The organism is Actinomyces urinae, assembly GCF_900119695.1.
GTDB classification, from domain to species: Bacteria; Actinomycetota; Actinomycetes; order Actinomycetales; family Actinomycetaceae; genus Gleimia; species Gleimia urinae.
In genome coordinates, this window is record NZ_LT632545.1 from 36,662 (window position 1) to 49,866 (window position 13,205).

General features: G+C 57.9%; 9 protein-coding genes. All 9 read left to right on the forward strand.

Features of this window, described 5'->3' with window-relative positions; all coding sequences use genetic code 11:
* Positions 1–160: 160 nt before the first annotated feature.
* The 9 genes from ileS (at position 161) to ftsY (ending at position 13,154) form a co-directional block, all read left to right on the forward strand.
* Complete coding sequence (gene ileS, locus BQ7114_RS00170) at positions 161–3,382, forward strand: isoleucine--tRNA ligase (protein ID WP_072340332.1); 3,222 nt, start codon at positions 161–163, stop codon at positions 3,380–3,382.
* Positions 3,379–4,938: a bifunctional folylpolyglutamate synthase/dihydrofolate synthase gene (locus BQ7114_RS00175; RefSeq protein WP_072340335.1), complete on the forward strand. Its 1,560-nt coding sequence runs from the start codon at positions 3,379–3,381 to the stop codon at positions 4,936–4,938. Before ileS ends, BQ7114_RS00175 begins: the two co-directional genes overlap by 4 nt.
* Positions 4,939–5,041: 103 nt before the next feature.
* Positions 5,042–6,043 (forward strand): dihydroxyacetone kinase subunit DhaK, encoded by a 1,002-nt coding sequence (gene dhaK, locus BQ7114_RS00180; protein ID WP_072340338.1) that lies wholly within the window; start codon positions 5,042–5,044, stop codon positions 6,041–6,043.
* A gap of 4 nt (positions 6,044–6,047) precedes the next feature.
* Positions 6,048–6,680 (forward strand): dihydroxyacetone kinase subunit DhaL, encoded by a 633-nt coding sequence (dhaL, locus tag BQ7114_RS00185; RefSeq protein WP_072340341.1) that lies wholly within the window; start codon positions 6,048–6,050, stop codon positions 6,678–6,680.
* Positions 6,673–7,341, forward strand: coding sequence for a dihydroxyacetone kinase phosphoryl donor subunit DhaM (gene dhaM, locus BQ7114_RS00190; protein WP_072340344.1), 669 nt, complete (start codon positions 6,673–6,675; stop codon positions 7,339–7,341). Before dhaL ends, dhaM begins: the two co-directional genes overlap by 8 nt.
* 110 nt (positions 7,342–7,451) lie before the next feature.
* Positions 7,452–7,910, forward strand: a complete 459-nt coding sequence (gene ndk, locus BQ7114_RS00195) for a nucleoside-diphosphate kinase (RefSeq protein ID WP_072340347.1) — start codon at positions 7,452–7,454, stop codon at positions 7,908–7,910.
* 34 nt (positions 7,911–7,944) lie between these two features.
* Positions 7,945–11,433 (forward strand): chromosome segregation protein SMC, encoded by a 3,489-nt coding sequence (smc, locus tag BQ7114_RS00200; protein WP_072340350.1) that lies wholly within the window; start codon positions 7,945–7,947, stop codon positions 11,431–11,433.
* 97 nt (positions 11,434–11,530) lie between these two features.
* The gene (locus BQ7114_RS00205; RefSeq protein ID WP_072340353.1) at positions 11,531–11,830 is read left to right on the forward strand and encodes a hypothetical protein; all 300 of its coding nucleotides are present in this window, start codon (positions 11,531–11,533) and stop codon (positions 11,828–11,830) included.
* A gap of 79 nt (positions 11,831–11,909) precedes the next feature.
* Positions 11,910–13,154, forward strand: a complete 1,245-nt coding sequence (gene ftsY, locus BQ7114_RS00210; protein WP_072340356.1) for a signal recognition particle-docking protein FtsY — start codon at positions 11,910–11,912, stop codon at positions 13,152–13,154.
* Positions 13,155–13,205 lie beyond the last annotated feature (51 nt).

The window sequence follows — 13,205 nt, forward strand, 5'->3', positions numbered from 1 at the left end:
ACCGATGAGCCTCCGGAAGAACGGCTCAGCCTAGTAGACCCGGACGGGTAAGCCCGTGATAGCAGTTCGAGCGGCCAAAGCATTTTGGCAAGCGAGGTGGTACCGCGCACCAACCCACCGGGTTGGAGACGTCCTCGAATGATGAATGAGGACGGAACAAATGAGCAACCACTACCCCCGCCACCGTGATGGCGACGTCGTAGCATCCCCTTCTTTCCCCAGCCTTGAAGAAGAGATTTTGGCTTACTGGAAAGAAAATGACACGTTCAAGAAGTCCATTGAGATCCGTCCTTCAGGTGAGGCCGGTTCTAACGAATTCGTGTTTTATGACGGTCCGCCGTTCGCTAACGGTTTGCCGCACTACGGCCACCTTCTAACCGGCTACGTCAAGGACATCGTCGGCAGGTACCAGACGATGCAGGGCAAGCGTGTGGAGCGCCGCTTTGGCTGGGACACGCATGGTCTACCTGCTGAGCTTGAAGCACAGCGCGTGCTCGGCATTGAAACGAAGGATGAGATCGAAGGCCCGAACGGTATTGGCATTCAAGAATTCAACGACGCGTGCCGCACTTCTGTTTTGCGCTACACGAACGAGTGGGAAGAATACGTAACTCGTCAGGCTCGCTGGGTTGATTTCGAAAACGACTACAAGACTCTTGATATCGACTTCATGGAGTCGGTCATTTGGGCATTCAAGACCCTGTATGAAAAGGGTCTTGCATACGAGGGGCACCGCGTCTTGCCGTACTGCTGGAACGATGAGACGCCGCTTTCAAACCACGAGCTCTCGATGGATGACGACGTCTATCAGATGCGTCAAGACAACACTGTAACGGTTGGCCTGCGTCTAGAAACCGGTGAACTTGCACTTATTTGGACTACGACGCCGTGGACTCTTCCTTCGAACCTCGCGGTGGCCGTTGGGCCAGACGTTGACTACGTGACCGTGCAGCCCGAAGAAGGACCGCTTGCCGGCGAACGCGTGATCCTCGCAAAGGATCTTGTCTCTTCTTACGAGCGCGAGCTGGGTGAAGAGCCGCCAGTTGTTGCCCAGCTGAAGGGCTCGGACCTTGTGGGCCGCGCGTACGCTCCGATCTTCGACTACTTCAGCAACGATGAGGATATTCCTGGCCCCAAAGCGTTCCACATTATTGCCGCTGACTTTGTTACCACGAGCGATGGCACCGGCCTGGTGCACCTGGCGCCCGGCTTCGGTGAAGATGACGCGAACGTGTGTAAGGAAGTCGGAATCAAGACGGTTGTGCCGATTGACGACGGCGCGAAGTTTGTGGCCCCCGTTAAAGACTATGAGGGCATGCATATTTTCGATGCGAACCGCCCAATCATCCAGGACCTGAAGGACGGCAGCGGTCCGTTAGCGCGCCGCCCTTCAGGTGAGCGCGCGGTGTTGGTTCGCCAACAGTCTTATGAGCACTCTTACCCGCACTGCTGGCGTTGCCGTCAGCCGCTGATTTACAAGGCCGTATCGTCTTGGTTCGTTGAAGTTACAAAGATCCGTGATCGCATGTTGGCTAGAAACGAGGAGATCAACTGGGTTCCCGAGCACGTCAAGGAAGGCCAGTTTGGTAAGTGGCTTGAGGGCGCGCGCGATTGGTCGATCTCACGTAACCGGTTCTGGGGCGCACCGATTCCCGTGTGGAAGTCGGATAACCCGGAGTATCCGCGCGTGGACGTGTACGGTTCACGCGCCGAGCTCGAACGCGATTTTGGGGTGAAGGTCGATAACCTCCACCGCCCCTACATTGATGAGCTGGTGCGTCCAAATCCGGATGACCCAACAGGCAAGTCGATGATGCGCCGTATTTCCGACGTGTTTGACTGCTGGTTCGAGTCTGGTTCAATGTCATTTGCCCAGGTGCACTATCCGTTTGAGAACCAGGAATGGTTCGAAAACCACTACCCGGGCGATTTCATCGTCGAGTACATCGGGCAAACGCGCGGCTGGTTCTACACGATGCACGTGATGGCAACAGCGTTGTTCGACAGGCAGTCGTTCCAAAACGTTGTTGCCCATGGCATTGTGCTGGGTGATGACGGCCGCAAGATGTCGAAATCGCTACGCAACTACCCGAACGTTAACCACGTGTTTGACACGTACGGATCGGACGCGATGCGGTGGTTCCTCATGTCCTCTTCCGTGGTTCGCGGTGGCAACCTGATCGTTCGAGAGGAATCGATTCGCGACACGGTTCGCCAGATGATCCTGCCCCTGTGGAACACTTACTACTTCTTTGCTCTCTACACCGGTGCAGCAAACGGGGGAGAGGGCTACTTCGCAAAGCCCATTCCGCTGGATTCGGCCGTCGTGGCTGACCTGCCGGTGATGGATCGCTACTTACTTGCGCGCACCCGAGACCTCGCGCTCGCGGTAGAGGCTGCACAGAATGCGTATGACATTCCGGGCGCGACCGCGCATGTACGTGAGTATTTGGATCTGTTGTCAAACTGGTACGTTCGCACTTCCCGCCAGCGTTTTTGGGAAGAGGACGAGGCCGCATTCGACACGATGTACACCGCGCTTGAAGTCATGATGCGCGTAATTGCGCCGCTCTTGCCGCTAATCAGCGAGGAAATCTGGCGCGGCCTCACGGGCGGTGAGTCCGTACACCTGGAGGATTATCCGAAGCTCGGCGACGCGTGGGCGGATGCCGAGTTGGTTGCCACGATGGACGAGGTCCGTTCGGTTGTCTCGGCTGCACACAGCTTGCGTAAGGGCGAGAAACTACGTGTGCGTCAGCCACTGCGTGACCTGACCGTCATCTCGGAGCGGGCGGCTGAGCTTTCTAGCTACGCGGACCTGATCGCGGCCGAGATCAACGTGAAGAACGTGACCTTGAAGACGCCATCTGAATCCGGTTTGCGTGTTGCGCAGGAGCTTAAGTTGAATCCGCGCGAGTTCTCGGCCGAGGTTCGTCGCCACACTTCGAAGCTTTTCGCCGCGCAAAAGCAGGGCCAGTGGCAGGTAGACGGCAACGAGGTTGTCTTCCCTGGAGTCGTGGTTGATGGCGACCCGGTTCGTCTGGGCGGCGAAGCCGTGTTGGTAAGCACGAAGGTTGAGGCTGAAGAAGGCCAGGTCGCAACGGTCCTATCTTCAGGATCCTTCGTGGTTTTGGATACTCAGATCGACGATGAGCTCGAGGGCGAAGGCTTTGTCCGCGACCTCATCCGCCAAGTTCAGGATGAGCGCAAAGCCGCGGGTCTGCACGTTGCAGATCGCATCAAGCTAACCCTGAGCGTGCCGGCTGAGCGCGTTAGCGTAGTGGAAAAGCACGCTGACATGTTGAAAGCTGAGACCTTGACGCTGAACCTCGCGGTTGAAGCCGGTGACGAGATCGAGATTCACGTGGTGAAAATGCAGTGAAAGATTTCGACATCTTCCATGAGTCTGCCGACACTGAGGGTGACGGCGAGCGCACTCCTGAACAGGTTGTAGACGAGATCATGAACCGCGATGTCTCCGCCTCCCTTGAGGAGGTCATGGAGGCTGCGCACATGGCGGCACCTAACCTCGGTGAAGGCGGCGAGGATGCAGGGGAGAGCGACCTCGATGAGGAAGCTACCGACCTGTACCCTACGGCTGATGAGATCGAGATGGTTTATCACGCGATTGAACGCGAGATTCTCTCGCGCATGCCCGAGCACAAAGTTCAGCCAAGCATTGAGCGCGTGCAGCTGGCGATGAATATCCTCGCAGATCCGCAGAACCTCTATCGAAGTGTGCACCTCACTGGCACAAACGGAAAGACGTCCACGGCGCGCATGATCAGTGCGTTGCTACGCGCGTCGGGCCGAAAGGTGGGGCGGTTCACCAGCCCGCACCTAACCACGATGCGGGAGCGGATCAGCGTAAATGACGAGCCGATTTCACAGGCTCAGTTCGTTGCGGCGTATGAGGATGTCGCTCCTTACCTCGCAATGGTGGATGAGCACTCGAAGCGGAGCGGTGGCCCCGCGATGTCGTTTTTTGAAGTGCTGACCGTGATGATGCTGGCTGCGTTTGCGGATGTGCCGGTTGATGCCGCAGTGATCGAGGTTGGTATGGGTGGCAAGTGGGATGCAACGAACGTGATCAACGCGGATGTTGCCGTCATCACGCCTATCGCCCACGACCACGAAAAGTGGCTCGGATCTACGCTTGCCGAGATCGCAACCGAAAAGGCAGGCATTATCAAACCTGGGTCGTTCGTCATTTCGGCGAAGCAGGAGCCGGAGGTCCTTGAGATTTTGCGCGATCGCGCGAACGAGGTTGGAGCGGTGCTGCGCGTTGTAGGTGAGGATTTACACCTGGTTTCTTCCAAGCTCGGAGTGGGCGGGCAGGTGGTATCCATCCAGACGCCCGCTGCCCTCTACAACGATATTTTCATCCCGCTTTTTGGTAAGCATCAGGGTGAGAATGCAGTGCTGGCTCTTGCGGCGTTCGAAGCATTCAACGGGGGCCGCGAGGTGGAGCCAGGCATCGTCGAGGAGGGATTCGCGATGGCTACGTCCCCCGGGCGCCTCGAGGTTGTGCGAACTTCCCCTTCGATTGTGGTGGATGCGGCGCACAATCCGCACGGCGCGCGTGCATTGGCGCAGGCCCTCACTGAGTCGTTTGACTACACGAACATTGCGGCGGTCTACTCTGCGATGGCAGATAAGAACGTCGAGGCCACCCTGGCTGAACTTGAGCCCGTGGTGGGGGATATTGTGATTACCTCGATGGACACGCCGCGTGCAATGGACACGGAAGAAATCGCGCAGATCGCGAGGGACGTGTTCGGCGAGGACCGCGTGTTTGTGGAGCCGTCGCTACTTGATGCGGTTGATCTTGCGGTAGAACGCGCTGAGTTGAATCCCGATCCGGCGGGTTCTAACGGTGTGGTTATTACGGGTTCTGTGGTGCTCGCAGGAGCGGCTCGAGACCTGATCAAGCACTAAACGTCAAACAAAAGCGACCTGCACTTCAATTCTGTGGTGCAGGTCGCTTTTTGCATGTAAGAATTGTAGAGACCTGAAGCTATCCGACGTGCGTGGAGGAAGTATGAAAAAGCTTGTAAACGACGTGCATGAAGTGGTTCGCGAGTCTCTGGAAGGCTTCCAGCTGGCGCACCCCGATCTGGTTGATGTGCACTTCGAACCAGACTACATTTTGCGTGCACAACCAAAGGAGGAGGGCAAGGTCGCTCTCGTTTCTGGTGGAGGATCCGGACACGAACCGTTGCACAGTGGTTTTGTTGGCTACGGAATGTTGGACGCGGCGGTGCCCGGCGCTGTGTTCACCTCGCCAACTCCAGACCCTATCGAGGCGGCTACTCGCGCGGTGGATCGCAGGGCTGGCGTGCTCTACATCGTGAAGAACTACACGGGCGATGTCTTGAATTTTGAAACCGCTGCTGAACTTTGCGAAATGGACGATATTGAGGTTCGCACCGTGATTATCAACGATGACGTTGCGGTGGAAGACTCTTTGTACACGGCAGGTAGGCGCGGCGTGGCGGGCACCATGCTGGTTGAGAAGATCGCGGGAGCCGCGGCAGAACGTGGCGACGACCTGGACGAGGTAACGCGAATCGCCAACGAAGTGAATGACAACATGCGCTCCATGGGCCTGGCTCTTGGGCCCTGCACGGTTCCGCACGCGGGTAAGCCATCCTTTGACCTTGGCGATACCGAGGTAGAAATGGGGATTGGTATTCACGGCGAGCCCGGATACCGCCGTACCGAGATGAAGACCGCGGACGAGCTCACGACAGAGCTGTACGAGAAGGTGCGTGCGGACCTGCCGTTTGCGCAAGGAGATCGCGTAATCGCCTTAGTAAATGGGATGGGCGCCACGCCACTGTCTGAGCTATACATTGTGAACCGCAAGGTCCACGAGCTTCTCCAGAATGATGGCATTGTTGCTGAGCGTACGCTGGTTGGAGACTACGTGACCAGCCTGGACATGCCCGGCGCTTCACTTACGCTACTGCGCGTAAATGATGAAATGCTAGAGCTGTTTGACGCACCCGCACTAACAGCGGGATACCGAGAAGGGATGTAAGCAAGTGAGCTTAGATGTGAACTGGGCTTTGGCCTGGATCCATAAGAGCGCCGAAGAGATTGCGGGGGCGCGTCTTGAACTGATTGACCTGGATCGCCAAATCGGCGACGGCGACCACGGTGAAAACATGGATCGAGGTTTCAGCGCGGTTGAGAAAGCGCTCGCCGCTACAGCTACAGAAGACATTCAGTCGGTGTTGAAACTAGTTGCCAAAACCTTGATGTCTACCGTTGGAGGCGCTGCTGGGCCCCTGTATGGAACCGCGTTCCTACGTGCGGCCAAGGCGGCAACTGGCGAGCAGGATCTGGACGCGATTGCTGTTGCAAACCTGCTTGAGGCGGCTTTGCTTGGTGTCCAGACGCGAGGTAAGGCACAAGAGGGCGAAAAGACCATGGTCGATGCGTGGGCGCCGGCGGCTAAGGCCGCACGTGAAGTTGCTACCGCGGGTGGTGACGGCGCCGAAGCCCTCCGAGCCGCCGCGCTAGCTGCACGAGAAGGTGCTGAAGCCACGAAGCCGCTAAAGGCAACGAAGGGGCGTGCCTCGTACCTGGGGGAGCGCTCCATTGGGCACCTTGATCCGGGTGCGGTATCGTCTGCAATCATCCTTGAACAGGCCGTGGCGGCGATCGATGTCTAAGGTCAGCCTTGTAATCGTTTCGCACTCGGACAAACTCGCGCAGGGCGTGGCCGAAGTCGCGGCGCAAATGGCTCCGGACATCGCAATCCGTGCGGCAGGGGGGCTTCAAGATGGGAACATCGGCACCTCCTTCGACAAGGTAGATGCTGCGGTTCAGGAACTCGTAGCGGATGGTCCCGTGGTTTTACTAACCGATCTCGGCTCGGCAACGCTCACGGTTGATTCAGTGCTCGACTTTCTTGATGACGAGCCGGTATATTTTGCCGACGGTCCACTGGTTGAGGGGGCGGTAGCGGGGGCGGTCGCAGCCCAGCAAGGCGCCGATGCCGAGGGCGTTATTGAGGCTGTCCGTGACGCTGCTAAAACGTGGGGTGCGTTCGCTGAGTCGGAGACAGAACCCTCGGGGGAGGACGTTTGTGAGGCCGAGGTCGCAATAGCAGACCCGGATGGCCTACACGCCCGCCCGGCTGCCCTAGTGGCGCGTTTTGTCAGCGACTACGATGCACAGGTCACCATCGATGGGGCAGACGCGGCCTCAGTCATGTCGCTCATGGCGCTCGGCGTTAGACAGGGGAAGACCGTAACCGTGCGCGCCAGCGGCGCTGACGCCCAGAGGGCTGTAAGCGACCTCGTGCAAAAACTTAAATCAATGCCGGAGTGAAACACCGACAAGCCGGCTGAGAAATATGGTAACAACCCGGTTTCTCTTTACGTCAAGATAAATTGTCGTAGAATCGAATTCGACACGGAAGTCAATGGAAAGGAAGGCAAATGCCTAGTCCGGAACAGCTCGATGCGAATAAAGAGCACACCCTCGTCCTTGTGAAGCCGGATGGTTTCAGCCGCGGCCTCACCGGCGAAGTGATTCGCCGCATCGAAGCTAAGGGATACCAGCTAAAGGGTTTGAAGATCAAGCACGCTTCCGAAGAGCTTCTGCAAGATCACTACTTCGAGCACAAGGAGAAGCACTTCTTCAAGGATCTACTGGAGTACATGCAGTCTGACCTCGTTGTTGCGATGGTCGTTGAAGGTGACCGCGTGATTGAAGGCATGCGTAACCTCATGGGTAACACCAACCCGACTCTCGCGGCGCCCGGAACCATCCGTGGCGATCTTGGTCGAGATTGGGGTACTGGTAACGTGGAAAACATTGTTCACGGTTCTGACTCGCCGGCCTCAGCAGACCGCGAAATCGCACTGTGGTTCCCCGAACTTGTTTGGAAAGAATAACGTTTTCGCTCATTTTTCGCCTAAACTTTGAGGCGTGCATCTAAAAACTCTTACCATCCGTGGATTCAAGTCGTTTGCTTCGACAACGACCATGAATCTTGAGCCCGGCATTACCTGTGTAGTCGGGCCTAATGGTTCTGGTAAGTCAAATGTTGTAGACGCCCTCGTCTGGGTTATGGGCGAACAGGGAGCTAAAAATCTTCGCGGCGGTCAGATGGCAGATGTCATCTTCGCCGGAACTTCTGAGCGCGCCCCACTGGGGCGCGCTCAGGTGTCTCTAACCATTGACAACACCGATGGCGCCCTCCCGATCGACTACTCCGAAGTCACCATTTCGCGCACGCTGTTTCGAGGTGGCGGATCTGAGTATTCGATCAACGGCACTCAAGTACGCTTACTAGACATTCAAGAGCTCCTGTCCGACACCGGCATGGGGCGGCAGATGCACGTGATTGTGGGTCAGGGCCAGCTGGATGCGATTTTAGGAGCCGGGCCCGAGGAACGGCGCGGGTTCATTGAAGAGGCCGCGGGCGTGCTCAAGCATCGCAAGCGCAAAGAGCGGGCGCTGCGCAAGCTGGAGTCGATGGAGGGCAACCTCGTTCGTGTTCGCGATCTTACTAATGAGATCCACCGTCAGTTGCGTCCCCTAGCCAAACAGGCTGAAACTGCCCGTAAGGCCGGTGTGATCCAGGCCGAGGTGCGCGACGCGCAGGCCCGACTATTGGCCGATGACCTCGCGAGTTTGAAAGAACGCCTCGACGCGGGGCGAGCCAGCGAAGAGGCAACGAACGCCCGCAAGAAGGTGCTTAACGAGCAGTTGGATGCCGCTAAAGCACGTCTAAATGAGGCGGAGCAATTGGCTCGCCTCGGCACCCCTCGTACCCAGGAACTCACGCGGTTGTGGCAAGAGCTATCCACGACGCACGCCTCGCTAATGACACTGTCATCGGTCTCTAACGAACGCATGCGAGGCGTTGCACAGCCGCTACCCGCACCAAACTTCGACCTCGTGGATCTTGATCAAAAATCAGCAAAGGCAAATGAAGAGGATGCGGACCTGCTCGAACAGGTGCAGGCGTCTGGACAGAAGCTTGCCGATGTAATCAAAGCCCGAGAAGAGGCCGAAGCCGCTGCGCGCACCGCGCTCGACGAGGTGCGTCATTTGGAAGCCGAGCAGTCGAACCGGCGCGAGCATATTGCCAGGCTGATTGGTGACGTGAATGCGGCAAAACAGGCGCTGACCTCACGCGCTGCTGAAGTTGAACGGATGAAAAATGCGGTTGCGGAGGCCGCGGAGCGAACGAAGCTAGCACGCGCCGAAATGGAAGGCCTTGAAGAGGTTCAGGCTGACGATCAGATGGCGAATGCGCATGAGGACGCGGTGCGATCTCGAGACGAGGCCCGCGACCTGGTTGATCGTCTGCTCTCGCAGGAGCGAGAAGCCCAGTCCGAGCGCGCCACCTGGACGGCTCGGCGCGACACATTGGCGCAGTCCCTGCAGCCGGCGGACGAGACGGCGGAACTATTGGGCGCTGAGCATCCGGAGGTCCTCGGATCTTTGGCTAGTTTTATCTCTACCAGTGCGGGGTGGGAAAATGCGATCACCGCGCTACTGGATCCATTTACCGATGCCGCGGTGATCACCGACCTGGGTATTTCTTTGCAGTTTTTGGACTCGGGTGGACGCCGCAGAATGGTCACTGCTTTGGAACAGAGCGTGGAACCGGTAGCTATCGATGGATGGACCAGAGCTGTTGACGTGGTTCAGGGCAAGCACGTGCAAGGTCTCATCAACACGCTGCTAGCCGGAGCGGTGGTGTGCGAGGACGAGAGGGAGGCCATTCGCGCCCTTGAAAATCCGCTGGTGACAAAGGTTGCCACTCGAACGGGCGATGTTTTCACTCCGGTTTCGGTACTTACTTCGGGTTCTGACCACGCGTCGGTTTTGGCCCGCCACGCTGACTACGAGGATGCGAGCCGACGCGCCGATGCAGCAAGTGAGCACCTGGAGGCTGTCTCGCAAAAACTGAAGGAGGCGCGCGAGCGTTACGACGCTTCTCTCAAGGTTGCAAACGAGCAGTTGCAGGCTCTGCGCAAGGCTGACTCAGAGCGGGCGAAGGCGATGGAGGTGCGGGCGCGTGCCAGTTCTCGTTTGCGGGCTGCCCAGGGGGAGCAAGAACGCCTTGCCACCACTTTGAAAAAGATCGAAGAGGGCGTGGAACGAGCCCGCGAGCGCCTCGTTGAAGCCGAAGCTAAGCAGGCGGGGGCGCAGGCGCTCCCACAGGTTGCGGATCCCGCACGGGCTCGTGAAGAAGCAGAACAGCTAGAAGAAGCAGCGCGCGAAGCGCGTGCCAAAGAAACTGCGACCCGCCTCGACATTCGAACACTCGAAGAAACAGCGCGCCGCGTGCGCGACCGTGCCCGTTCCATGCGCCAGCAAGTCGCGAAGGCCCGCTCCGACCTAGCCGAATATGAACGACGCGAAGCTGCGCGCAAACGCGAATATCAGCGCCTGAGTGACATTTGTGATCGGATCGCGGCTCCGATCCGGGTTGCGGAAGCCGCTCTAGAAGAGGCCAGTCAGCAGCTTCGCGCAGCGGAGAGCGAACGCACCGAAGCATCCGAGGCGGCAGCAAGCGCTCGCCATGAGGTAGACGAGATTCGTGCCAGTCTGCTCGAAATCACGGACGCTGCGCACCGCGATGAGATTGCGCTACAAGAAGTTGCCTTGCGGTATGAGCACACCGTCACGCGAGCACGCGACGAGCTCGCGCTTGAGGCCGATCAACTTATCGACGAGTTCGGCCCGCATAACCTCGTAGTTGCGGAAGAACCCTACCCGTACGTTCGCGCAGAGCAAGAAAAACGTCTGCGCAGCGCTAAACGAGAGCTGGACCGGCTGGGCAAAATCAACCCACTAGCGCTCGAAGAACACGAGGCTCTCTCTAAGCGCCACCAGTTCTTGGTTGACCAGCTACGTGATCTTACGGAATCCAAGAACGACCTGCTGGGCATCGTTGACGAAGTAGACCAGCGAGTTGAAGAGGTATTCACCCAGGCTTTTCTCGACACCCAAGAGGCATTTACTCACGTGTTCGCAACCCTCTTTCCCGGAGGGTCTGGCAAACTCGTCCTCACGGACCCGCAGAACATGCTGGAGACCGGTGTTGAGATTGAAGCGCGTCCCGCGGGCAAGAAAATCACGCGCCTATCCCTGTTATCTGGCGGAGAACGGTCGCTTGCCGCGCTCGCCCTCCTCGTCGCCATTTTCAAGGCTCGTCCGTCCCCGTTTTACGTGTTAGATGAGGTTGAGGCCGCCCTTGACGACGTGAACCTGTCGCGCCTAATCACGATTTTCAAGGAACTGCAACAGGACTCGCAACTGATTATCATCACGCACCAAAAGCGGACCATGAAGATCGCAGACGCGCTCTACGGCGTGACTATGCGTGCGGGCGTGACGCAAGTGGTTTCATCAAAACTAGCAGAAACGAAGCAGGCGCAAGCAGAGTCAAACGGGTAGGTAGGCCGTTGTCGCACGCCGGTAGTGTGTTGGTCACAACTGCGTAATCAGCCGTGTTTTCTATTGCGTATCTGCGCGGATCTGGCACCCTAGAAGAGTGCTACAACCAGCCTTCTTCATTTTCGTCACGCTGACCGTGATTCTTGCGCTCGCGGTGGGCGTCCTTGTGGTACTTCTGGTTACCCGTAGGTCAGTTTCAGACTGGCAGGTCCACCTCGAAAAGACGACGAATGAGTGGAAACAGGCAGATATTGAAGGACAAAAGCCGGATCCTGTGACGCCGCGTAAGTCCTCGCTTGAAGCGGTGATTAAGAAAGAGGGGCGCGAGGGATCCGCCTACCTGCGGGCCGAGGAACTGCCAAGCCTTGAACAGAGGCCCACTTCCTCTGACGACTAGATCACTTTTACGTGGCCACTACGGTATTTTGTGGCGCTTATTATTGGTCAACGGCGCTCCGGTGCGTAATCATTAATGCATGGACGCATTTTTAGATTTTCTCGGATCCAACCTGTATCTCGTGTGGATCCTCGTTGGACTGCTGGTTGTTGGTGGCGCAGTAACGGTCTCCCGTTCGCGTAATAAAGAACTGCCACCAGCGCCGCGCAAGCCGCAGATCGAGGCAAAGCCCGAAGCCGAAACTGAGCAGGTTGAAGCTAAGCAGGCTGAAAGTGAGGTCTCCGCAAGGCCAGGAACTCCGGCCGAGTCAGAGCCTGTTGAAAGTGAACCCGATGTTGCCGCCTCCACTTTGGAACAAGAGCCTGCTCCAGCCGAAGAACTCGATCAGCCTGAGTCAGCCCCCAGCCGCATGCATCGCCTGCGTTCGCGCCTTGCCGGTTCGGGCCGCATCGGTTCTGCCCTCCTCGGCATTCTTTCGCGCGGCGATTTATCCGAGGAAGACTGGGAGGAACTTGAAGACACTCTCCTCATGGCTGATCTCGGCCTCGACACCACGGATCAGATCATGGCGGGCCTGCGCCAAAAGGTGAAGGTCGAGGACACGTCGGATCCCGAGCGCGTGCGCAAGCTACTGCGCGAGGAGCTTCTTGCCGCGGTGGATCCGGACATGGACCGCTCTTTGAATCTCGCGCCCGTTCAGACCGAGACTGGTACGCACCCGGCCGTGGTGCTCGTGGTTGGTGTTAATGGCACAGGAAAAACCACAACCGTGGGTAAGCTGGCCCGCCTCCTCGTTGCGGAGGACAAGTCAGTCCTCCTCGGTGCGGCCGACACCTTCCGTGCAGCGGCTGCCGAACAGCTCACCACTTGGGGCGAGCGCGTGGGCGTGGGGACCGTTCGCTCTGAACTTGAAGGCGCCGATCCCTCCTCGGTTGCATTTGAGGCGATCAAAACCGGACGTGAGGACGCGGTGGACGTGGTTTTGGTGGATACCGCGGGGCGCTTGCAAAATAAGTCCACGTTGATGGACGAGCTTGGCAAGGTGAAGCGCGTCATGGAGAAGCAGGGACCAATTGCTGAAACGCTTCTGGTTCTAGACGCTACAACTGGGCAGAATGGTTTGCGCCAGGCGGAAATTTTCGCCCAAGTTGTTGACGTGAGCGGCGTGGTTCTTACCAAACTGGACGGATCAGCCAAGGGCGGCATTGTCGTGTCGGTGCAGAAGACGCTTGGAGTGCCAGTGAAGCTTGTGGGCTTGGGCGAGGGGGCGGACGATCTGGCTCCGTTCAGCCCCGAAGACTTCGTGGACGCAATCGTTGGCTAAGCTCCTAATCGGTTAAGGTAGGATGCAGTAACTTTTCGAAAACAGGATCAA